The 24,200-nt window shown below is 63.7% G+C and carries 14 protein-coding genes and 1 pseudogene; 8 read left to right on the top strand and 7 right to left on the bottom strand.

Going from position 1 to position 24,200, the window contains the following annotated elements:
- Nucleotides 1–2: 2 nt before the first annotated feature.
- Nucleotides 3–1,223, top strand: a complete 1,221-nt coding sequence (locus ACE103_RS25245) for an amidohydrolase family protein (RefSeq protein ID WP_375775293.1) — start codon at nt 3–5, stop codon at nt 1,221–1,223.
- A 142-nt stretch (nt 1,224–1,365) separates the two neighbouring features.
- Complete coding sequence (locus tag ACE103_RS25250) at nt 1,366–2,103, top strand: TetR/AcrR family transcriptional regulator (RefSeq protein ID WP_375775294.1); 738 nt, start codon at nt 1,366–1,368, stop codon at nt 2,101–2,103.
- A 52-nt stretch (nt 2,104–2,155) separates the two neighbouring features.
- Here the strand turns inward: ACE103_RS25250 and ACE103_RS25255 are convergent, their stop codons facing one another.
- The 5 genes from ACE103_RS25255 to ACE103_RS25275 all read right to left on the bottom strand — a co-directional run bounded on the left by ACE103_RS25255 (nt 2,156) and on the right by ACE103_RS25275 (nt 8,559).
- On the bottom strand, nt 2,156–3,748 hold the full coding sequence (locus tag ACE103_RS25255) for a gamma-glutamyltransferase family protein (RefSeq protein ID WP_375775295.1): 1,593 nt from the start codon (nt 3,746–3,748) through the stop codon (nt 2,156–2,158).
- 151 nt (nt 3,749–3,899) lie between these two features.
- Entirely contained in the window at nt 3,900–4,787 is an 888-nt protein-coding gene (locus ACE103_RS25260) for a 2-hydroxy-3-oxopropionate reductase (protein ID WP_375775296.1), read from the bottom strand.
- A gap of 126 nt (nt 4,788–4,913) precedes the next feature.
- Nucleotides 4,914–5,699, bottom strand: a complete 786-nt coding sequence (hyi, locus tag ACE103_RS25265; protein WP_375775297.1) for a hydroxypyruvate isomerase — start codon at nt 5,697–5,699, stop codon at nt 4,914–4,916.
- A 38-nt stretch (nt 5,700–5,737) separates the two neighbouring features.
- Nucleotides 5,738–7,525: a glyoxylate carboligase gene (gene gcl, locus ACE103_RS25270; RefSeq protein ID WP_375775298.1), complete on the bottom strand. Its 1,788-nt coding sequence runs from the start codon at nt 7,523–7,525 to the stop codon at nt 5,738–5,740.
- Nucleotides 7,526–7,716: 191 nt separating this feature from the next.
- A complete protein-coding gene (locus tag ACE103_RS25275; protein ID WP_375775299.1) occupies nt 7,717–8,559 on the bottom strand; it encodes an IclR family transcriptional regulator in 843 nt (280 codons plus the stop codon).
- A gap of 248 nt (nt 8,560–8,807) precedes the next feature.
- On the opposite strand from ACE103_RS25275, the gene ACE103_RS25280 reads away from it, so the two are divergent.
- From ACE103_RS25280 to pyk, 6 genes and pseudogenes are all read left to right on the top strand, one after another.
- Nucleotides 8,808–9,221 (top strand): CBS domain-containing protein, encoded by a 414-nt coding sequence (locus ACE103_RS25280; protein ID WP_375775300.1) that lies wholly within the window; start codon nt 8,808–8,810, stop codon nt 9,219–9,221.
- 85 nt (nt 9,222–9,306) lie between these two features.
- Nucleotides 9,307–10,323 carry a 2-dehydropantoate 2-reductase gene (locus ACE103_RS25285; RefSeq protein WP_375775301.1) on the top strand — a complete coding sequence of 339 codons (1,017 nt, stop codon included), beginning with the start codon at nt 9,307–9,309 and terminating at the stop codon, nt 10,321–10,323.
- 5 nt (nt 10,324–10,328) lie between these two features.
- Nucleotides 10,329–11,111 carry a fumarylacetoacetate hydrolase family protein gene (locus ACE103_RS25290; RefSeq protein WP_375775302.1) on the top strand — a complete coding sequence of 261 codons (783 nt, stop codon included), beginning with the start codon at nt 10,329–10,331 and terminating at the stop codon, nt 11,109–11,111.
- A gap of 63 nt (nt 11,112–11,174) precedes the next feature.
- The gene (gene oxlT / locus ACE103_RS25295) at nt 11,175–12,494 is read left to right on the top strand and encodes an oxalate/formate MFS antiporter (RefSeq protein ID WP_375775303.1); all 1,320 of its coding nucleotides are present in this window, start codon (nt 11,175–11,177) and stop codon (nt 12,492–12,494) included.
- Nucleotides 12,484–13,779 (top strand): glycerate kinase, encoded by a 1,296-nt coding sequence (locus ACE103_RS25300; protein WP_375775304.1) that lies wholly within the window; start codon nt 12,484–12,486, stop codon nt 13,777–13,779. Before oxlT ends, ACE103_RS25300 begins: the two co-directional genes overlap by 11 nt.
- Before the next feature lie 3 nt (nt 13,780–13,782).
- A pseudogene (pyk, locus tag ACE103_RS25305) lies at nt 13,783–15,199 on the top strand (pyruvate kinase).
- A gap of 433 nt (nt 15,200–15,632) precedes the next feature.
- Here the strand turns inward: pyk and ACE103_RS25310 are convergent.
- Both ACE103_RS25310 and ACE103_RS25315 read right to left on the bottom strand, forming a co-directional pair.
- Nucleotides 15,633–22,280 carry a hypothetical protein gene (locus ACE103_RS25310; protein ID WP_375775305.1) on the bottom strand — a complete coding sequence of 2,216 codons (6,648 nt, stop codon included), beginning with the start codon at nt 22,278–22,280 and terminating at the stop codon, nt 15,633–15,635.
- Nucleotides 22,281–22,360: 80 nt separating this feature from the next.
- Nucleotides 22,361–23,683: an autotransporter strand-loop-strand O-heptosyltransferase gene (locus tag ACE103_RS25315; RefSeq protein ID WP_375775306.1), complete on the bottom strand. Its 1,323-nt coding sequence runs from the start codon at nt 23,681–23,683 to the stop codon at nt 22,361–22,363.
- Nucleotides 23,684–24,200: the final 517 nt, after the last annotated feature.

Here is a 24,200-nt window from a genome sequence, read left to right on the forward strand (position 1 = left end):
AAGTGACAGCCATCGACACACTCTTTCAGAACGCGCGGCTCACCGACGGCCAGCTGGTCGAAATCGCCGTCCGCGGCGGCAAGATCGTGGCGATCGCGTCGTCCCCGCAAAGCTACGGCGCAGTCGGCGAAAGGCGCGATCTTGGCCGGCGGCTGGTGCTGCCCGGCATGGTCGAAGGTCACATCCACCTCGACAAATGCTTCATCGGCGACGACTGGAAGCCGCACCGGCCCTGTACCGCGGGCTTCAATGTGCGCGAGCGCGTCAAATTCGAGAAGGAAGCCCTCGCCGCTGCCAAGCCGATCCCGGTTCGGGCCGCGGCCCTGATCGATCTTTGCGTCTCGCAGGGCACGACTCACATGCGCAGCCATGTGGATGTCGACGCCGAGGTCGGTCTGCGGCATTTCGAACCGATCGCCGCTGCACGGGAGGCGCATCGGGAGAAGCTTTCGATCCAGATCGTCGCGTTTCCCCAGAGCGGCATCGTGACATCGCCCGGAACGGCCACATTGCTTGAGGAGGCCGTTCGCGCCGGCGCCGATCTGATCGGCGGACTCGATCCCGCAGGCCATGATGGCGACGTTGCCGGGCATCTTGACGTCGTCTTCGGGATCGCCGAGCGGCATGGCGTCGGCATCGATATTCACCTGCATGACGGCGGCCTGCAGGGCATCTCGGAGATCGAGGAGATCGCGCGACGCACCAAAGCGTCGGGCCTTGGCGGCAAGGTCACGATCAGCCATGCCTACGCGCTCGGCGAAGTGGCTGTTGACGTGGCTCAGCGTACCGCGCAGCGGCTTGCCGAAGCCGGCGTCGCCATTTTCACCAATGCCCCCGGCGCGCACGCATTTCCGCCCGTGTTGCTGCTTCGCGATGCCGGCGTCACCGTGTTCTCAGGTAATGACAACATCCGCGATTCCTGGTGGCCCTACGGCGACGGCGACCTGCTGGAACGCGCAATGATGGTCGGCTATCGCTCCGGCTTCAACACGGACGATCAGTTGGCCGTGGCCTTTGACATGGTGACGACCAACGCAGCGCGCGCGCTTGGCCTCAAGGATTACGGCCTGACTGTCGGCGGGACGGCGGATTTCGTCGTGCTCGACGCCCGGCATGTCCAGGAAGCCGTGGTTGCTCGTCCCAAGCCACGCGATGTCTACAAGGCCGGCCGACTCGTCGCGCAGAGTGGCGTGATGGTGGCACCCGACGCCCGGAAGCAGTGAACATGGAGGAATCGCACTTGACGAACAGTCGCAATGCCGATCTCAATCCCAGCTGCTTGCGCCGGGAACCGGTCCGCTGCCCGATGTGGCCTGATGCGGACCTGCCCTGCGTGACCACCCGAGCCCAGGCAAGGTTGACGCCGTGACAGAAACGACAGCACCGACCAGCCCCACCCGCAGTACCACACGCGGAAAGCGGCCTCGCGATTCCGCGCTCACCAAGGAAGCGATCCTGCGCGCGGCAACGTTCGAGTTCTGCCACAATGGCCTCGGCGGCGCACGCGTCGAGGCCATCGCGCAGCGCGCCAAGGCCAATATGCGCCTGCTCTACGCCTATTTCGGCGACAAGAACGGGCTCTACATAGCCGTCCTCGAGGACGTCTACACCGAAATTCGCGCGGCCGAACAGCGGCTGAACCTGGATGATCTCGAGCCGATCGCCGCAATGAGCGGGTTGATCGATTTCACATTCACCTTCTTCGGACAGCACCAGAACTACATCGCGCTGATCAACACCGAGAACCTTCAGCGCGGGCGCAATATGCGCAAGTCGCGCAAGATTGCCGATCTCACTTTGCCCCTGGTCGCAAGCATCGAAAGCATTCTGCGGCGCGGCGTGGCGGCGGGCCTGTTTCGCGGTGATGTCGATCCCATCCAGCTCTATGTCTCAATCACCGCGATGAGCTATTTCCACGTTTCCAACCGGTACACATTGTCGGCGATGTTCGACAAGGATCTCGGCGCTTCGGACTGGCTCGAGCTGCGGCGCGAGCATGCGCAGGACATGATCCTGACCTGGCTGACGGCCCCTGCCGGGGCACGCAAGGACAAGGCTGCAGCATCGAAGGCGACGGCGCGCCTCGGCAAGCCGTCACGCTAAGAGGTCAGCCGCACGACACCGTGTCGTGCGGATCATGCGCCGGGAATGCCCCTCAGCGGGTCGCAACGACGCCGTCGCTGCGCGGATCGCTGGCCCCTTCCATCAGGCCGTCCGGATGCCAGACGATGGCGCCGGCGTGTCCCATGATCTCCTCGAACGGGCCGGTCACCTGAATGTCGTGGCCGAGCGCGCGGAGCCGATCGATGATTGCGGGATCGAAGCGGGATTCGATCTTCAGATTGTTGTTTTCCTCGCCCCAGGTGCGACCAAGCAGCCAGCGCGGCGCCGTAATCGCGGACTGCAGCTCCTGGCCGTGCATGGCGTAACGGGAGAAGATCGCGGCCTGGGTCTGCGGCTGCCCCTCTCCACCCATCGTGCCAAAGGATATCAGCCGCCCATCGCCGAGTTCGGCCATCGCCGGCTGGATGGTGTGGAACGGCAGGCGTCCCGGATCCAGCCGATTGGTATCGGTCTCGCCGAGGCTGAAGCTCGTTCCGCGATTTTGCCAGGTGACGCCGCTCTCGGGCAGGATGACGCCCGAACCAAACTCCCAATAGACGCTTTGAATGAAGCTGACGCTGAGCCCGTTGCGATCGGTCGCAGCGAGCCATACCGTATCGCCCTGCTTGGACGGATCGGGCCACGGCGCGGCGCGGCGATCGGATATTGTTTCGTGAAGCGCGGCCAGCGACTGTTCAGACAGGAATTCGGCGGCCGGCCGCTTCATGTAGTCGGGATCGGTCACGTGGCCGTTGCGAATACGGAACGCAGCCTTCGTGCATTCGACGAGCCTATGCAGATGATCGACGCCATCGGCTTCACCGGCGATGCGCCGGGCATAAAGCGCCAGGATCAGGAGCGAGGCCAGCCCCTGCGTCGGCGGAGGCATGTTGAAGACCTTGTGGCCGGACACCTCGACCGAGAGCGGCGTCACCAGCGATGCCTGATGCCGCTCGAGATCAGCCAATCGCAGCGGGCTCCCTGCCCGCTCGAGGTCGGCCGCCATCGAGCGTGCCAGTTCGCCGCGATAGAAATCAGACAGCCCGGCCTTGGCCAGACGCCGCAGCGTCGCGGCGACACGCGGCTGCCGCAGCCGCGCACCGAACGCGAGCGGGGCGCCTTGCGGCAGATAGACCTCGGCATAGCCGGGCACGTTTTCGAGCTCAGGCCGCTTCTTTCGGATGTTCTCATGCAGCGTGCTGGTGACGGCCACGCCCTCCTCGGCATGCCGGATTGCCGGTTCGAGCAGCCGCGCCATCGGCAGCCGCCCGTCATGACGATCGCGGCTGAATTCATAGGCCTTCTGCCAACCGTCGACGGTACCGGCGACGGTGAGCGCGGCGAGCGGGCCGCGACCGGGAATGCTGCTGCAGCCACGCTCGCGATACCAGCTGCGATCCGCTGCCATCGCGGCGCGTCCGCAAGCCTGAATCCCGACCGGCTTCGAACCGGCGCGGCCGACCAGCCAGAAGCTGTCGCCGCCGAGGCCGTTCATATGCGGATAGGCCACGGCAATCGTCGCGGCCGCGGCGATCATCGCCTCAATGGCATTGCCACCTTCTGACAGGACGGCGAGTCCCGCCTGCGCCGCCAGGTGGTGCGGCGCGGTCACCATGCCGCCATAGCTTCGTTTTGTCTGCAACATCAGCCGTATCTCCCAAGCACGGCATGTAATAATATTTTTACTTACCGTGTCAAGGAGCCAGAGATCGGTCTTTAATATACGGGTGCCGAACCGTCGAGCTCTTCACCAGGACTGGCCATTGCAGTTCGGCACCGCGATCATTGCACGAAGCTCAGGCAGCCGCCACCTCGTGGCTAGCCATCACCTCCAGCGCTCGCAGAATAGCGGAATGGTCCCAGGCCTTGCCGCCGAGCGCAGTACAGGCGTTGAACAATTGCTGGGCGGCTGCTGTGCCCGGCAGCGACAACCCGAGTGCCCGTGCGCCTTCCAGCGCGAGGTTGAGATCCTTTTGATGCAGCTCGATGCGAAATCCCGGATCGAAATTGCGCTTCAGCATGCGCTCGCCGTGCACTTCAAGGATCCGGGACGAGGCAAAGCCGCCCATCAGCGCCTTGCGCACCAGCGCAGGATCGGCACCCGCCTTGGACGCGAACAGCAGCGCCTCGCTCACCGCCTCGATGGTCAGCGCCACGATGATCTGGTTCGCAACCTTGGTGGTCTGGCCATCGCCATTGCCGCCGACATGCGTGACATTCTTCCCCATCGCGTCGAACAGGGGCTTCATCGCGTTGAACGCCCGCTCCCGCCCGCCGACCATGATGGTCAGGCTTGCCGCCTTTGCGCCGACCTCGCCGCCGGAAACCGGCGCGTCGAGATAGTCGGCTCCGAGCGCATCGATCTTACGTGCAAACTCCTTCGTCGCCAGCGGCGAGATCGAGCTCATATCGACCACGATCATGCCCTTGGACACCCCCTCCGCGACGCCGCCGCGACCGAACAGCACGGCTTCGACATGCGGCGTATCCGGCACCATGATGATCACGGCGTCGGCTTCCTGCGCCACTTGCCTCGCGGACTCGCAAGCGACGGCGCCGGCTGCAATAAGGTCGGGCGGAAGCGGCGCGACGTCGTGCAGGAACAGGCGATAGCCGGCAGCCAGGAGGTGGCTCGCCATCGGACGTCCCATGGTGCCGAGCCCGATAAATCCGATGTCTTTCATTTGTCGTCGCTCCTGTCAGGCGGATTGGAATGTCTTCCAGCGAAGCGGATACCGCTTCGCGTGAGGAAAACGCGTCAAAAACAAAAATCCAGAGCTCCGTTCCGGTTCGATCGGAACGCAACGGCTCTAGGTCACGAAAATCTCCGCGGCATGCCAGGCGAGGCTCTCGAGCGTGGTCGTCCGCGGCTTGTACTCGCATCCGATCCAGCCGCGATATCCGATGCTGTCGAGATGCTTGAACAAATGGGGATAGTTGATCTCGCCGGTCCCCGGCTCGTTCCGGCCAGGATTGTCGGCGAGCTGGACATGCGCGATCCGGTCGAGATGCTTTTGCAGGGTCCGCGCCAGATCGCCTTCCATGATCTGCATGTGATAGATGTCGTACTGGATGAACAGGTTGGATGAGCCCACGTCGGAAATGAGCTGCACCGCCTGTTCCGTCCCGCTCAGGAAGAAGCCGGGAATATCGATTGTGTTGATCGGCTCGATCAGGAGCTTGATGCCGTGCTGGCCGAGCGCAGCGGCGGCGAAGCGCAGATTGGACACCAGGGTCTCGCGCAGGTCTGCCGCGTCCGCACCGGCGGGAGCGATGCCGACCAGGCAGTTCAGCTGCCGGCAATCCAGCGCCTTCGCGTAGTCGATCGCGCGCACCACGCCGTCGCGAAATTCATCGACACGGTTGCGCAGGATCGCAATGCCCCGCTCGCCGGCGGCCCAATTGCCCGCCGGAAGATTGTGCAGCACCTGGGTCAGCCCACAGCGCGCCAACTCCTCGCGCAACGCGCCCTTTTCGAAGTCGTATGGAAAGAGATACTCGACGGCGTTGAAGCCGGCGGCCTTGGCGGCGGCGAACCGATCGAGGAACGGCAGCTCGTTGAAGAGCATGGTAAGATTGGCGGCAAATTGAGGCACGGGTCTATCTCCGCTTGGGGCAGCGCTGGATGATGTCGTCAGGCCGGCAACAGCGTGCCGGATCGTTGTGCGCTCGGCACGTCATCGAGCGGGAGATCGAGCACCTCCTCGAATTCGACGATGTTGTCGATCTCCGTTCCCATCGCGATGTTGGTGACCCGCTCGAGAATGAACTCCACCACCACGGGCACCCGGTGCTTGGCCATCAGCTCGCGCGCGGTCGCGAACGCGGCCTGTGCCTCGTTCGGATCCGTCACACGGATCGCCTTGCAGCCGAGCCCCTCCGCGACGGTCACGTGGTCGACACCGTAGACGCCGATCTCGGGCGCGTTGATGTTCTCGAACGAGAGCTGGACGTGATAGTCCATGTCGAAGCCGCGCTGCGCCTGCCGGATCAGCCCGAGATATGAATTGTTCACGACGACGTGGATGTAGGGCAGATTGAACTGCGCCCCGACGGCGAGCTCCTCGATCAGGAACTGGAAGTCGTAGTCACCCGACAGCGCGACGATGTCGCGGCCGGGATCGGCGGCGCGCACGCCGAGCGCGGCGGGCAGCGTCCAGCCAAGCGGACCGGCCTGCCCGGCGTTGATCCAATTGCGCGGCTGATAGACGTTGAGGAACTGGGCACCCGCGATCTGCGACAATCCGATCACGGTCACGTAGCAGGTGTCGCGGCCGAACGCCTTGTTCATTTCCTCGTAGACGCGCTGCGGCTTGATCGGGATGTTGTCGAAATGGCTCTTGCGCAGCATCGAGCGCTTGCGGTCGCGACAGGCTGCAGGCCAGGCCTGCCGATCGCGCAGCTTGCCGGACTTCCGCCACTCCCGGGCGACGGTCACGAACATTTCCAGCGCGGCCTTGGCGTCCGACACGATACCGAGGTCCGGATTGAAAACCCGTCCGATCTGGGTCGGCTCGATGTCGACATGAACGAACTTGCGGCCCTTGGTGTAGGTCTCGATCGAGCCGGTATGCCGATTGGCCCAGCGGTTTCCGATGCCGAGCACGAAATCGGATTCGAGCATCGTGGCGTTGGCGTAGCGATGGCTGGTCTGCAAGCCGACCATGCCGGCCATCAGCGCGTGATCGTCCGGAATGGCGCCCCACGCCATCAGCGTCGGGACGACCGGAACGTTGACCGCTTCGGCGAAGGCCACCAGCAGCTCGGATGCATCAGCGTTGATCACGCCGCCACCGGCCACGATCAGCGGCCGCTCTGCGGCGTTGAGCATCTCGAGCGCCTTCTCGATCTGCTTGCGTGTCGCCACAGGCTTGTAGACCGGCAGCGGCGAATAGGTCTCGTCGTCGAACTCGATCTCGGCCAGTTGCACATCAAGGGGAAGATCGATCAGCACCGGTCCCGGCCGCCCGGACCGCATGACATGGAAAGCCTGGCTGAACACGCGCGGCACCAGCGCCGGCTCGCGCACGGTGACGGCCCATTTCGTCACCGGCTTTGCGATCGCCTCGATGTCGACGGCCTGGAAATCTTCCTTGTAGAGCCGCGCCCGCGGCGCCTGCCCGGTGATGCAGAGGATCGGAATCGAATCCGCGATCGCCGAATAGAGGCCCGTGATCATGTCGGTTCCGGCCGGGCCCGAGGTGCCGATGCAAACGCCGATATTGCCCGCCTTCGCCCTGGTATAGCCTTCCGCCATATGCGAGGCGCCTTCGACATGGCGCGCCAGAATGTGCCGGATCGAGCCGTTGCGCTTCAGCGCGGAGTAAAGCGGGTTGATCGCGGCGCCGGGAACGCCGAACGCACAAGTGATCCCCTCGCGTTCGAGAATGCGCACTGCTGCATCGATTGCTCGCATCTTCATCTGATGATCCCGCTTCGCTATGAGTTGGCCTGAGTATGATCATCAGGCCCGCGATCATCGATCTCAACGCAATCGATTGGATTTTCCGCACAGTGGCAGCGCTTGCGATTTCTTGCATCTCTCCAAGAGATTAGCGCCTGCGAAACAATGGAAACCGGCAAAACCGAGAACAGCAGCAGGCCTTGCGCCTGCTACGGTTGCGTGCGGCTGCTGCCGCGAAGCTCTGCCGAGAGCTCAGCTGCGATCTGGTGCACGATGGCTCCGATCTCCGGTAAGCGCTCGTCCGTCAGCCGATCCGCCATCCCCGATACGGAAACCGCGGCGAACGGCTCGCTGCAATCGTTGAAGACGACCGCAGCCACGCAGCGCAGGCCGAGCCGCGCCTCTTCATCGTCCACCGCATAGCCTTGGCGTCGCACGGTCTCCAATTCCCTGAACAGCTCGCCCGGCCGAATGATCGACTTTTCCGTGAGGCGCGGCATGCCGCGACGGCGGATGATCGCGTTGATGTCCGCATCGGAATACGCGGCCAGCACCGCCTTCCCCACGCCCGACGCGATCAACGCCACACGTCCGCCGACCTTGGTCAGCGAGCGCATGATCTCCCGGCTCTCGATACGGGATACGACGATGATGGAGTCGTCATCGACGACGGCAAGATTGGCCGTTTCCCTGGTCTGGTCGCGCAGCTTGCGCAGATAGGGCAATGCCCGCGCGGAAAAATTGCGCCGGCGCATGAAGGTCGAGCCGACCACGAAGCTTTGCGCGCCGATGTGCCACTTGGACTCCTCGCGGTCGAACTGCACGAACCTGCGATTCTCCAGCGTCGTCAGCAGCCGGTGAGCGGTGGACGGCGGCAAGCCGATGCGGATCGCAAGATCAGTCAGCCGATAGCCTTCGTCATCCTCTGCGAGCGCTTCGATGATTTGCATCGCGCGATCGACAGATTGAACGCCGCCGTCTCGCGCGTCCTGATCCGACGGAGCGCGAAGATCGGGATCGGACGGCTTGCGCCGGATCGGCTCTCTTTTCATCACGACCTGCCCCTAACCGGTTGCGGTTCAGAACGAAATTGCTCGCCGACAACGAGCGTCACAATTGGCATATGGCATACCAAAAGACCCCAGAGTCAAGGTTGCAGAATTCGAGAATAAGCAAGAATAGGTAAGCATTTTTGCCATTTTTCTTGCAGAACACGCCGATTCTTTTGTTTGACTTCTGGGATAATGTATACCACGATTGTTTCTTAACGATCCAATGATGCAACCGGGAGGACCATACCATGTATGTCGGGGACATCCTTCGCACCAACAGTGCGCACGTGGTGACGATCGGCTCGAGCGAAACCGTAAGCATTGCCGCGAACCTGATGTACGCGAGCAATGTCGGCGCACTGGTGGTCAGGAACGGCTCGCGCAGCGTCGACGCCGCCGTGGTCGGGATGTTCAGCGAGCGCGATGTGGTTGCCGTGATCGCCGAGCGCGGCACGGGTGGCCTCGCCGCGAAAGTCGCGCAGTTCATTTCGCCGCGGCCGCTGGTGTCCTGCACTTCGCAGGATGCGCTCGCCGATGTCGAGCGTCTGATGGTCCGTCACGACATCCGCCATATCCCCGTCATCGACAACGGCCGGCTGGTCGGCGTCGTGAGCATGCGGGACATCGGCTTTGCCCTGGAGGAAGCCGCCTGCGCGGCCTGACGGATTTTCCCAAGGTCATTGTCACGCAACCCGGTTCGAGCCGTTGCGGCTCATGCTGTGCCCCCACTCTGCTCGCGAGGATTTCATGAAGGTCTGCATCTACGGCGCCGGCGCCATCGGCGGCTATCTCGGTGTCGAATTTATGCGCGCTGGCGCCGATGTCAGCCTGGTGGCGCGGGGCGCGCACCTCGCCGCGATGCGGCAGAACGGCCTGAAGCTCCTGATCGGCGACGAGGAGCGCGTGGTGCATCCGCGCTGTACCGACAACCCGGCCGAACTCGGCGAGCAGGATTTCGTCATCATCTGCCTCAAGGCGCATTCGATCACCGGCGTCATCGAACCGATGCGGCCGCTGCTCGGTGAGCGGACCCGCATCGTCACCGCCGTCAACGGCATTCCCTACTGGTATTTCTACAAGCACGGCGGACGGCACGAAGGATCGGCGCTGGAGAGCATCGATCCCGGCGGTCGGCAGTGGAACGAGCTCGACCCCGCGCGCGCCATCGGCTGCGTGGTCTATCCCGCCACCGAAATCGAGGCGCCCGGCGTGATCCGCCACGTCTACGGCAACAGCTTTCCGCTCGGCGAACCCTCCGGCGAGATCACGCCTGACGTCGAGCGGCTTGCCGCCCTGTTCACGGCGGCGGGCATGAAGGCGCCGGTTCTCGACCGCATTCGCGACGAGATCTGGCTCAAGCTGTGGGGCAATGTCTGCTTCAACCCGATCAGCGCCCTCACCCACGCGACCCTCGACGTCATCTGCACCAATCCCGGCACGCGCGCGCTGTCCAGGGCGATCATGCTGGAGGCCCAGGCGATCGCGGAAAGCCTCGGCGTCAAGTTTCGGGTCGATGTCGAACGCCGCATCGAGGGCGCACGCAAGGTCGGCGCGCACAAGACCTCGATGCTGCAGGATCTCGAGCGCGGACGTCCCGTCGAGATCGATCCGCTGATCACCGTGGTGCAGGAGATGGGCCGGATGACGGGAATTGCGACGCCCGCGCTCGATGCGGTGCTGGCGCTGGTCGCGCAGCGCACCAGACTGGCAGGCCTCTATGACGGGGCGGCCGGCGTCGAAGCCCAATCGCTTGCGGTGGCGTGATCACGATGGCCAATGTGACGCGCTGGGTCCGCTTCCGCCACCATGCCGAAATCGGCTTCGGGCAACTCACCCCGTCCGGCATCTCCGTCCACACGGGCGAGATGTTCGGCGAGACACGACCGACCGGACAGATGCTGGCGCTTGACGATGTCGAGCTGCTCGCGCCCACCGAGCCGAGCAAGATCGTCGCGCTCTGGAATAATTTCCACGCGCTGGCGGCGAAGCTGAAATCGCCTGAGCCGGCCGAACCGCTGTATTTGTTGAAGGCGCAGACCAGCGTGACCGCGCCTGGCGCCGTCATCACGCGCCCCCCCGGCTACGATGGGAAGACGACCTACGAAGGCGAACTCGGCATCGTCATCGGCAAGAGCTGCACGGCCGTCACACCCGAACAGGCCGACGGCTTCATCTTCGGCTATACCTGCACCAACGACGTCACCGCCGCCGACATCCTCAATCGCGACCCGACCTTCCCGCAATGGGCGCGGGCCAAGGGTTTTGACGGATATGGCCCCTTCGGTCCCGTGATCGCCTCGGGCGTCGACCCCGCACGCCTGGTGGTGCGCACCATCCTCAACGGCGTGGAGCGCCAGAACTACCCGATCGCCGACATGATCTTCAGCGCGCAGGCGCTGGTCAGCAAGATCTCGCACGACATGACGCTGTTGCCGGGCGACCTGATCTGCTGCGGGACATCGATCGGCGTCGGAGTGATGAAGGAGCCGGTCAATACCGTCACCGTCGCGATCGACGGAATCGGTGAGTTGACCAACGAATTTCGTCAGTAGGCAGCGTCAGGACGACAGCCCGACGCAGTCGGACCAACCGACCAACCTCTCTTGGGAGCGCACATGATCTGCAGCACGAAACCGGTATCGTCGCCCGGCGGCTTCCGCTGGTTCCAGCTCGCGATCGGCATCGTCTGCATGGCGATGATCGCCAACCTGCAATACGGTTGGACGCTGTTCGTCGATCCGATTGACGCGAAATATCACTGGGGTCGTCCGGCCATCCAGCTCGCCTTCACGATCTTCGTGATGACGGAGACATGGCTCGTGCCGGTCGAAGCCTGGTTCGTCGACAAATACGGCCCGCGCATCGTCATCACGTTCGGCGGGCTGATGATCGGATTGGCCTGGGTGCTGAACTCATACGCCTCTTCGCTCGTCATGCTCTATGCGGCGGCTATTGTCGCGGGCATCGGTGCCGGTGCCGTCTACGGCACATGCGTGGGCAACGCGCTGAAATGGTTTCCGGACCGGCGCGGCCTCGCCGCAGGCGCGACCGCCGCGGGATTCGGCGCCGGCGCAGCCCTCACCGTCGTGCCGATCGCCAACATGATTGCCACCAGCGGCTACCAAAGCACGTTCCTGACGTTCGGTATCGGGCAAGGCCTGATCGTTCTCCTGCTGGCCTGGTTCGTCCGCCCGCCGCATGGCGTCGAGGCCCCCAGGAAAAAGCAGCTCAATCTGCCGCAGAGCGCGATCGACTACACGCCGCCGCAGGTCCTGCGCACGCCGATCTTTTGGGTCATGTACCTGGTGTTCGTCATGGTGGCTTCCGGCGGGTTGATGACCGCCGCGCAAATCGGGCCGATCGCCCACGACTTCAAGATCGCGGACACGCCGGTTACCCTGGCGGGCTTCCAGATGGCGGCGCTGACCTTTGCCATCTCGCTCGATCGTGTGTTCGACGGTTTCGGCCGTCCGTTCTTCGGCTGGGTCTCCGACACGATCGGCCGCGAGCACACGATGTTCATTGCGTTCGCGACTGCGGCGCTGATGTTGCTGACACTCTCCACCTACGGCCACATTCCGGTTGTCTTCGTGCTGGCCACAGCGGTCTATTTCGGCGTCTTCGGCGAAATCTACAGCCTGTTTCCGGCGACTTCGGGCGACACGTTCGGCGCCAAATACGCGACCACCAACAACGGCATGCTCTACACAGCGAAGGGCACGGCGGCGCTGCTCGTGCCGCTCGCGAGCATCATCTCCACGCAGCTCGGCTGGCAGGCCGTGTTCATCGTCGCGGTTGCGCTCAATGCCACCGCAGCCCTGACCGCCTTGCTGGTGATCAAGCCGATGCGGCGCGCCTTCATTCTCGGCAGTGAGACGACGGTAAAGGCCGCGATCGCGCCTGCACCTGGCCGGAGCGCGGCGATTGAACACTGATTGGACGGACCTGCGGGCGCGGACGGCGCTGCGGAAGATCTTCGATGCTGCCATCGCCAGCTGCGATCCGAGGCTGACCATCGCGCGCGCCCTGCCGGCAAAGCCGAAGGGCAGATGCATTGTCGTCGGCGCCGGCAAGGCATCGGCCGCGATGGCCGCAGGCCTCGACGCGGCCTGGCCTGACGTCGACCTTTCGGGTGTCGTGGTCACGCGCCACGGCCATTCAGTTCCCGCGGGCCGCATCGAAGTGCTCGAGGCGTCTCACCCCGTGCCCGACGACACGAGCAAGACGGCCGCCCTTCGCATGCTCAGCGCCGTTCAGGGGCTTTCAGCGGATGATCTCGTCATCGCCCTGATGTCCGGCGGAGGCTCGGCGCTGATGACCCTTCCCGCATCCCCGATGACCCTCGCCGACAAGCAGGCGGTCAACCGGGCCCTGCTTGCGAGCGGCGCGACGATTGCCGAGATGAACGTCGTCCGCAAACATCTGTCCGCGATCAAGGGTGGACGGCTGGCGCTCGCCGCCCGCCCCGCCCACGTCACGACGCTTGTGATCTCGGATATTCCCGGCGACGATCCCACAGCGATCGGCTCAGGTCCCTCGCTGCCGGACAGCAGCACAAGAGCCGACGCGCAGGAGATCGTGAGCCGGTTTGCGATCGACCTGCCGGACGCGGCGCGGCTTTTGCTTGCGCGAGCCGACGAGACCCCGAAACCCGGCGAGATCGACGCCGATGTCCGCATCCTTGCCGCGCCGATCCACGCGCTTGACGCTGCGGCAAAGGTAGCGCGGGATGAAGGCCTGACCCCGATAATCCTTGGCGACGCGATCGAAGGCGAGGCGCGCGAACTCGGAACCGTGATGGCGGGCATCGCCCGCTCGGTCGCGGGGCATGGGCAACCCGGCCCGGCCCCTGCCGTACTACTCTCCGGCGGCGAGACGACGGTGACGATCGGACGCGGGCCGGCGGGCCGCGGCGGCCGCAACACCGAATTCCTGCTGGGGCTTGTCATCGCTTTGTCCGGTACGTCCGATATCTGGGCGATTGCGGGAGACAGCGATGGTATAGATGGAACGGAAGATGCGGCTGGAGCTTTGATCAGTCCAGATACCCTGCGGCGCGCCGCCGCCAATCGCCTCGACGCGCGGGCCTATCTGGCAGCCCATGACAGCTACACCTTCTTCGACCACCTTGGAGACCTCGTGCGCACCGGGCCAACGCTTACCAATGTCAACGATATCCGCGCCGTGCTGATTGCGGCCGGCAAGCCAGCCATGAGGTAACCCATGCGTCGTCATCGACGGGCCAAGATCGTCGCGACCGTCGGCCCCGCCAGCAGTTCCCCCGAGACGCTCAAGGCGCTGCTGCTGGCCGGCGTCGATACGTTCCGTCTCAACTTCAGCCACGGAACCCAGAGCGACCACGCAAGCATCCATGCCGCGATCCGAAAGCTGGAACAGGAAGTCAACCGGCCGATCGGCATTCTGATGGACCTCCAGGGTCCGAAAATCCGCGTCGGCACCTTGCGCGATGGCAAGATTGTGGTGGCGGCCGGCGAGACCATCCGGTTCGTGCTGTCCGGATCGGAGGGCGAGCGAACGTCGATTCCGCTGCCGCATCGGGAAATCTTCGCCGCCGTGGCTCCCGGCCACGACCTTCTGATCGACGACGGCAGGGTCCGGGTTCGCGTTGCCGGGCTCGGTGACGATTTCATCGAAGCCAAGGTGATCGTCGGCGGCACGATCTCGAACCACAAGGGCGTCAATCTGCCGGGAACGGTGCTCGATCTGTCGCCGCTCACCGCCAAGGACCGCCTCGATCTGGAGTTCGGCCTGAACCTCGGCGTCGATTGGGTCGCCCTGTCGTTCGTGCAGAAGCCCTCCGATATCATCGAGGCGAGAAGTCTGGTCGGCGACCGCGCCGGTCTGATGGCCAAGATCGAGAAGCCGGCGGCGCTCGAGCGGATCGACGACATCATCCAGTTGTGCGACGCCATCATGGTGGCGCGGGGTGACCTCGGCGTCGAAATTCCGCATGAGGACGTGCCGGGGCGTCAGAAGGAGCTGGTGCGGGCGTGCCGTCTCGCGGTGAAGCCCGTGATCGTCGCCACGCAAATGCTGGACTCGATGGTCGCCGCGCCGACACCGACCCGTGCGGAAGTCTCCGACGTTGCGACCGCGATCTATGATGGTGCTGACGCAGTGATGCTGTCGGCGGAATCCGCGACGGGGCGCTATCCGCGCGAGGCCGTCGAGATGATGGATCGCATCATCCGCAGCACGGAACAGCACAAGATGTACCGCTCCATCGTCGAGGCAACCCAGCCTGGCGAAAGAGCAGACGCCGCCGCATGCGGTTGCAACGGCCGCCGCCGACCTTGCTTCCGTCATTCACGCCGTAGCCATCGTGGCCTACACGTCGAGCGGCACCACCGCCGCACGCGTGGCGCGCAAGCGGCCAAGCCTGCCGATCCTCGCCATCACCCCGAGCCGCGAAGTATCGCGCCGCCTGTGCCTGCTCTGGGGCGCGCACAGCGTCCTTTCCGATGACGTCGGGAGTTATGAGGAGATGGTGGAGCGCGCGACGGCTCTCGCGCATGCCGAGCAGTTTGCATCAAGCCGCGACCTGTTGGTCGTCGTCGCCGGCATTCCCTTTGGACAGGCGGGAAGCACAAACAACCTGCGAGTCGTGTCGCTTCCCTGAGTCACGGCATTGCGCCAAACCAGATCACGAGCGCGAATATCACCAACAAGGCGACGGTGATGATCGCTTCGCTCGTGGGCATACGCTTCATAGGCCGCCTCCGCGCGGGAGCGGGATACTGCGACGGGGCGGTGGTTCAGATCAGCACAACATCGCCCGCTTAAAATGCATGCGGACGGCGTGGGCTCTAGCCCCAGGAAGGAAATGCAAAATCCCGGTAGCCATTACGTCTACACATCTGGGTAAAAGGTTCACGTGACGATCGGCACCCTCCATGAGGGAAAAATGGCGACCGTAGGACCGCGAAGGACGCCGCTGACGCCCGCCCGTTGCTCTCCAATCCGGCTCCGACAAACGCTTTGTGGGGACCCGCAACAGGTCCCCACGATCATCCTATCTCAGCGATCTCTCCACATGCCTCACCGTCGCAGCCTCACGCATGCTGTGGCTGCGCCAGCTGGCTGACCTGCGTCGCCGGCGGATCGACAACCAGGGTCCCGCCATGGCCGTCACTCGAGGTCGCGAATGTCGAGGCCATGTAGTTGCCCAGCAGCGCAATGCTCGCCGTGACGGTGCCGTCGGTCACCGTGAGCGTTCCGCCCGATGCGTTTCCGCTGAAGCTCGGGGCGTGAACGTTCGCGAAACTGATGTTCGCGAAATCGATCGCATCCGAACCGGTCATCCCGGCGACCGTTCCGGCAAAGCTCGCGGAATTGTCCAGCTTGAGCGTCCCCGTCGAACCCTGGAACGCCACGGTGGCATTCGACGTTCCGGTCAATTCCAGGGTGCTGCCCGATGCGATGGTGGCATTGGTGGAGCTCTCGCCCGTCACGTTGAAGGGCTGCCAGGCTCCCCACGCAATGCCGTCATTGGCCCGGATCCAGAGTTGATCCGTGCCCGAGCCGGCCTGATAGGTCGTCTGGGAAAGTTGCGCCGCAGTGATGTCGATCTCGGTATTCACGGGCTGCGATGCGCCGTTGATGCTCCAGTGCCCGTTCGAGTTGGAATCCCACAGCGCATATTTCCTGATGGTATCGCCGTCGGCGTCCGTGACGCTGAACAGGCTCGATGCGGCGAACGTCTGCCCGGAGACCGTCACCACGTTCGAGGCCGAAACGACCGGAAGGTGGTCGGGGCCCGGTGTTGCCGTGAAGCTCTGCCAGGCGCTCCACATGCTGCCGTCATTGGCCCTCACCCAGAGCGTATCGGGCGTCGAGCCGGTCGGGCCGAACACGTAGCTCACCTGCGACAGGTTCGCCGCCGAAACATCGATCTCGGCGTTGGTGGCCTGCACGACGCCGTTGATGGCCCAATGTCCGTTACCTTGCGTGTCCCACAACGCGTACTGGGTCATCGTGTCGTGCTCGGCATCGCTGACCGAGAACAGGCTCGAGGCGAGCGCCGACGTCTGCCCGTGAACCGCGGCCACGTTCGGTGCCGTCACCACCGGGGCCGTGTCGGGGCCCGGTGTTGCCGTAAAGCTCTGCCAGGCGCCCCACATGCTGCCGTCATTGGCCCTCACCCAGAGCGTATCGGGCGTCGAACCGCCGGGGCCGAACACGTAGCTCACCTGCGACAGGTTCGCCGCCGAAACATCGATCTCGGCGTTGGTGGCCTGGACGACGCCGTTGATGGCCCAATGTCCGTTACCTTGCGTGTCCCAGAGCGCGTATTGGGTGATCGTGTCGTGCTCGGCATCGCTGACCGAGAACAGGCTCGAGGCGAGAGCCGAGAACTGCCCGTGATTGGCGGTTACGTTCGGTGCCGTCACCACCGGGGCCGTGTCGGGGCCCGGTGTTGCCGTGAAGCTCTGCCAGGCGCCCCACATGCTGCCGTCATTGGCCCTCACCCAGAGCGTATCTGATGCCGAACCGCCGGGGCCGAACACGTAGCTCACCTGCGACAGGTTCGCCGCCGAAACATCGATCTCGGCGTTGGTGGCCTGCACGACGCCGTTGATGGCCCAATGCCCGTTACCTTGCGTGTCCCACAACGCGTACTGGGTGATCGTGTCGTGCTCGGCATCGCTGACTGAGAACAGGCTCGAGGCGAGCGCCGACGTCTGCCCGTGAACCGCGACCACGTTCGGTGCCGTCACCACCGGGGCGGTGTCGGGGCCCGGTGTTGCCGTGAAGCTCTGCCAGGCGCCCCACATGCTGCCGTCATTGGCCCTCACCCAGAGCGTATCTGATGTCGAACCGCCGGGGCCGAACACGTAGCTCACCTGCGACAGGTTCGCCGCCGAAACATCGATCTCGGCGTTGGTGGCCTGCACGACGCCGTTGATGGCCCAATGTCCGTTACCTTGCGTGTCCCACAACGCGTACTGGGTGATCGTGTCGTGCTCGGCATCGCTGACCGAGAACAGGCTCGAGGCGAGAGCCGAGAACTGCCCGTGAACCGCGGCCACGTTCGGTGCCGTCACCACCGGGGCCGTGTCGGGGCCCGGTGTTGCCGTGAAGCTCTGCCAGGCGCCCCACATGCTGCCGTCATTGGCCCTCACCCAGAGCGTATCGGGCGTCGAGCCGGTCGGGCCGAACACGTAGCTCACCTGCGACAGGTTCGCCGCCGAAACATCGATCTCGGCGTTGGTGGCCTGGACGACGCCGTTGATGGCCCAATGTCCGTTACCTTGGGTGTCCCACAACGCGTACTGGGTGATCGTGTCGTGCTCGGCATCGCTGACCGAGAACAGGCTCGAGGCGAGAGCCGAGAACTGCCCGTGAACCGCGGCCACGTTCGGTGCCGTCACCACCGGGGCCGTGTCGGGGCCCGGTGTTGCCGTGAAGCTCTGCCAGGCGCCCCACATGCTGCCGTCATTGGCCCTCACCCAGAGCGTATCTGATGCCGAACCGCCGGGGCCGAACACGTAGCTCACCTGCGACAGGTTCGCCGCCGAAACATCGATCTCGGCGTTGGTGGCCTGCACGACGCCGTTGATGGCCCAATGTCCGTTACCTTGGGTGTCCCACAACGCGTACTGGGTGATCGTGTCGTGCTCGGCATCGCTGACCGAGAACAGGCTCGAGGCGAGAGCCGAGAACTGCCCGTGATTGGCGGTTACGTTCGGTGCCGTCACCACCGGAGCCGTGTCGGGGCCCGGCGACGCCGTGAAGCTCTGCCAGGCGCTCCACAAGATACCGTCATTGGCCTTCACCCAGAGCATATCCGGCGTCGAACCGCCGGGGCCGAACACGTAGCTCACCTGCGACAGGTTCGCCGCTGAAACATCGATCTCGGCATTGGTGGCCTGCACGACGCCGTTGATGGCCCAATGTCCGTTACCTTGTGTGTCCCAGAACGCGTACTGGGTCATCGTGTCGCCGTCCAGATCGCTCACCGTGAACAGGCTCGATGCAGCAATCGACGTCTGGCCGTGCGCCGCAGTCACGTTGACTGCGTTCACGGTTGGCGCGTTGTCGCCAAATGCCTTGGCCGTAAATTGAGTCCAGTCGCCCCAAACCGTGCCGTCATTGGCTCGAACGCGAAGGGTATCAGTCGAGCCGTTTGCACCGAACACGTAGCTCACCTGCGACAGGTTCGCCGCGGCAACATCGATCTCGGCGTTGGCCGCCTGGGCGACACCATTCACCACCCAGTGGCCGTTGCCGCCGGTGTCCCAGAACGCGTATTGGGTGATCGGATCGCCATCGGCGTCCGACACCGTAAAGAGGCTGGAAGCCAGCACGGAGGTCTGGCCAGAGCCTGCATGGATGTTGGACGCTGACGTGACCGGCGCAATATCGGCACGCGTCGTGACCAGCGTTCCGGTGCCGGAATCCGCGCTGACGCTGAACCGCACGCCGGGTATCGCATCAAGCTGCAGATTGAAGGTGGATGCCCCCTCGGTGACGTGCAGGATGTTGCCGGCCTGCAAGATCGCCGACCCACCCGATACGAAATTGAGGCCTGCCAGATCGATGCTGTCGCCCAGCACCAGACTGCTGATCGTCGTGCCGGCCAGGGAGGTGCCATCGATCTTGAGCTGACCGCCGGAACCGCTGAAGGTGATGCCGCCGTTCGCGATGCTGCCGGCCCGCAGTTCGACCACGCCGCCGGAGATCGTGACCGGCCCCGTGGAGCCGCCCGAGGAAACGACTTCCGTGCCTCCGGCAAAGACCGCGACGTTGCTCGTCACCGCGCCGGCAACGTTGAGCGCACCACCGCTCGACACCGCGATGTCGTGCGCCGCGGCTCCAGATTTAATGTTCAGCACGCCACCGCTGATGACGGTCGTGTGGTCGATCGCGCCTCCCGACGACACGTTGACCGTGCCGCCCGAAATCCCGGTTCCGGAGCCGGTCACACCGGTAACCACGCCTCCGGAGAGTACGTTCTCGATGCCGCCGGCAAAGACCGAGACATTGCTCAGAACCGTGCCGCCAACGTTGAAGATGCCGCCGCTCGAGACGGAGATATGGTCCGCCGTCGCACCGGACGAGACATTCAGGTCACCACCATTGAAGACTGTCGCATATTCGAACGACGCGCCGGAGAGAACGTCGACGAGTCCGGAAATGACGGTCCCCGAACCGGTGACGCCGGTGACGGAGCCACCTGCAGAGACAATTTCGTGGCCGCCGCTCTGAATGGTGACATTGCTGGTGATCTTGCCCTGCACGTTAAGCGTGCCGGCCACGTTGATCATGCTAGCCGAGCCTCCGGCCAGGAGGTTGAGCGTTCCGCCGGCCGCGATGAAGGTTCCCGCACTGGCCGCACCGCTGATGGTGCCCTGGATGACGCCACCGGACGAGACGTTCTCGACGCCGCCGCTGGACACCACCACCATGTTGGACGTGGTCCCCATCACGTTAAGGATGCCGCCGGCCGAAACCGTCGTCCCTACACCGTTGGAGGATGCCGAGACCAATCCTCCCACCAGCACGTTTTCTATGCCGCCGCTCGAGATGAAAACGTTGCTGGTGACGGTGCCGCCAAGATTGAGCGTTCCACCCGACAGGGTGACGTCGTGCGCCGTCGCGCCGGCGGAAACATTCAAGGCGCCGCCGCCGAAGACCGCAGTGTTGAACGTCAGGCCGCCAGACGAAACATCCTCAACACCTCCGCTTGAAACTTGCGCCGCGGCCGAACCGCCGGCCGACACATTCAACACGCCGCCGCTTGAGATCGTGGCGCCAATGGTGACGCCACCAGAGGAAACCACCTGATTGCCACCCGACAGAATCGTGGCGCCGGAATCGACGCCACCACTGAAGACGGCCTCGAAGCCGCCAGACAGGATCGTGCCCGTCGCGCTGCCACCGGCCGAAACGGCACTACCGTTGAACGATCCGAGCTGGAAGTAGCCGCCGCTCAGCACCGTCGTGTCGGCCGCCGTGCCGCCGCTCAGGACGGTCATGCCGCCGGAGTTGGAGATCGTCGTTCCGGATACTGCACCGCCCGAGGTGACTTGTGCGCCGCCGTTGTCGGAAATCGTGGTGGACACCGCAAGGCCACCGGAGTTCACATCGAGCTGACCGCCCGCCACGGTCGCATTGCTCGCGGTTCCACCCGCCGAACCACCCGATCCCTGGAACGACGGAATGCCGACTTGCATGAAGCCGCCACTGCCGACGATGGTGCCCAGGGCCGTGCCGCCCGCAAGCACGATCTCCGTTCCATTCGCGCTGACGGTGATGGCGGAGGTTGAGCCGCCCGACAGAACCTCGAGGATCGGGCCACTACCCACCGAATAGCCGCTCACGATAGCGCCAGGCCCCACCTCAAGCTCGGTACCGCTACCAAAAGTGGTGTTGGAAAGCTGCGAAACGGACGCTCCGCTAACCAGTTCTACGGCGCCGAAATTGACCGAAACGCCACTGAGGGTCCCGCCTGAGAACAGCTTCAGCAGACCACCATTGACCATCGTGCCGTTTGCCGATCCGCCGGAAAGGACATCGAGCTCACCGCCGCCGAAGACATTGGCGCCGTTCTCGGCTCCTCCGGAGGAAACGGTTTCCAGGCCACCGTCGTGGATGTTGATGTTACTGGTCGTGCTCCCCGCGAGATTGAATTGGCCACCGCTATTCACATTGATGTCATGCGCGGACGCGCCGGCCTGCAAGTTCAGGTCGCCGCCGCTGTTCACGGCAACATAGCTGACGGAGGCGCCCGCGGATGCATTCACCGTGCCGACGACAGTGACCGTTGGTTGGGCGGATGGATCCAATGATCCGCTGAGGGCACCGCCGGCAGAGACGTTCAACGTGGCGCCGCCCCCAACGAACACGAAGTTCGTCGCCGTACCCAGAAGGCTGAGCGTTGCTCCGTTCGATATGGTCAGATCGTGAACGGTGCCGCCGGTTGCGACGCTGGCCGAGGCTCCGGACGACAGGGTGAAGAACTCGGACTGGCCTCCGGAGAGGACATTGAGCGAGCCTCCCGACACCGTAAAGGACTGCGCATTGCCGCCGGAGAGCACGTTCAGCGTGCCCCCCGACACATCGAAGTTCTGCGCGTTGCCTCCCGAAAAGACATTCTCGGTGCCGCCGGCGAAGACCTCCGAGTTGCTGGTCTGAGAACCTGCGAGATTGAGGATGCCGCCACTGCTGACGCCGAAGTCGTGGATCGTCGCGCCAAAGTCGGCCGTGACGAGGCCGCCACTCCTGACCGTGAAGAAGGAGAGCTGGCCGCCCGAGGTCACGCTGACCGTGCCACCCGACACAATCGTCTCGTCGCTGCCCGGAGTCCCCGTCTCGATGCCGCCGGAAGCAATCACAACAAGGCCGTTCGAAAAGACCTCAACGTGGCTTGTCACCGTTCCGGCAACGTTCAGCGTGCCGCCTGACGACACGGTAAGGAACGACGCTGCACCGCCTGAGGAAACGTTGATCGTGCCGCCTCCATACACGGTGGCCGAGACGCCGAGACCGCCGCTGGAGATAGTCTGGCTGCCGCCGGACAGAATAGTGGCGCCGCTGTCGACACCACCGCTCGAAATCACCTCGGAGCCGCCGGACACAGTCGTTCCAGTGGCGCTGCCCGCGGACTCAATGATGAGCGTGCCGCCAGCCAGGACGGTATCGTCGGATTCTGTGCCAGAAGACACTGTAACGGTAACGCCGCTGGAAATCGTCTGCATGGCTTTGCCTCTAGGCCAGAATAAAATTCATTTGCCGGTTTCGGGCATCGATGCCCGTCCGCGTCGATATGCTTTACGGACTACGCTCTGGCGCCGACCGGAAATCCCGGTATGCGCTGAATAACCTGCTTTACGTGATCGGCCGTAATCAGCCGCGTGCATTCAAATTGTCGCGGTGAATTTGCATGCCGCGGACACCACAGAAAATCCTTGTGGTCGAAACGCACCCGCGGATCGTTCCAGCAACTGTTGCACGCGTGAAAATTGACAATGCGGTAAGGCGTTTCAAATTCGTTGGTCGGATGGGTGAACCCGCTGATCATGATGACCGGCGTTCCCGATGCCCATGCAAGCCACGACAGGCCGCTCGACAGACCAATGAAAAAGTCAGCATGCTTGAGGTAACGAAATCGCTCGGCGAGCGGCTTGTCGCCGGTCTCATCCTCGGCACCGTTCGGAATGTGGTTCCAGATCAACTGAGTGCCGTGAGTGGCCTTCTGGTCGATACAGACCACCCGGTAGCCGGCCGCCTTCAGGAAATTGACGATCTCGCGCCAACCATGGGGATTATTCCAATATTTGCTTTGCGTGGTGCTCTGAACCGCGATGCACACATAGGGCTCGGCAATCGGCCTGTTGTCATCCTTGACGGCGATGCGCGGTGGTTGCTCTGTCGGATCGACGCCCAGAATGTAACCCGCGGTCCGATGTAGCCCGACATGGCGAAAATCGGTCGGCTGATAGACGCAATCCTTGTCGTCGAAAAACAGTCCGACGCTGTAGGTCGCGTAATATCGCTCCGGCTTTACTTCTTCGTGCGTGATGAACTCGATGTCGGGATAGGCGTCGCGGAACAGTTCGATCAGCGGCGCCCCCATGGCGCAGCTCAGCTTGCAACCGTGCTTGTCCTTGAATTTCACGGCATAGGGAAACCATCCAATTGTATCGCCGAGCGTCCCGACCGGAAACTGGATCAGGACAGCGCGATCTTTCGCCGAGTATTCATGATAAAGGACGGATTCGCCCTGCTGGGAAACTTCCATTCCGAAACGGATGTAGTAGCGCTTGCTGCTGTTGACATAGCCGCCGGCGAATTCCGTTTCGAACAACACGTTGCCTGTGTCGAGATCCCGAATCCTCACCTTCCAGGGCTGCTCGCCATGAGGGCAAACAATTCGCGCGCCGTCATTGAAGTCGAATTGCAGTCCTCTTGGACCGACCTGGGTGGGCAATTTGGCGGCCGAAGGATAGGCGGATTTCGGGGCCTCGGCATTCGACGAAACAACCTCCGGTTTGACCGGCGCGGCGTCGATCGAACGATCAACGATGACGTTGGGTTGTTCCGGCAAATGGTCCGCCGGGCGTTTCAGCGCGATCGCCGGCGCAACGGTAATCGCATTCACGAAAAGACCCCTGCACTGAAATACACAGAAAAGGTATGCGAGATTGATAACCTCGTCACGAAACCTTGGCGAGTACCTCCTCGGGGCTGCTCCGGAATCGCAGAAGCAGGACCACATTCAACCATGAGCTGCAATTCCAGCGCCGCTCAAGCTTGCCTCGGGCGAAGTCTGCCCTGTCCGTGACAACGAACCTGGCGATCACGATCGCGGCCAGTTGGTAAAGGCCAATACGCAAATTTCGTCCCGATTTGGATGCACACAAGCTTCTGATCATTCACACGAGAGAAGCTGGCTCCGGGGAACCAATTTAGGGTTCCCTAGGAAGGAGAGGCGCGTGTGATTGCGTTCGCGCGATCCGAGCCAGCGCCCTGGAGCAGCAAGCGCGAGATGCTGACTCAAGTCGAGCGCATTTCGAAGAAGGTCATTCTGGCCGCCGGTTTGCGTCCCGAGCTGACGTCGTTTGGCCGGCATGGCGGGACCACCGAGGCGAGCACGTCCGGCCTCACCGAAACGCGGC

The organism is Bradyrhizobium sp. ma5, assembly GCF_042258955.1.
Taxonomy (GTDB): domain Bacteria; phylum Pseudomonadota; class Alphaproteobacteria; order Rhizobiales; family Xanthobacteraceae; genus Bradyrhizobium.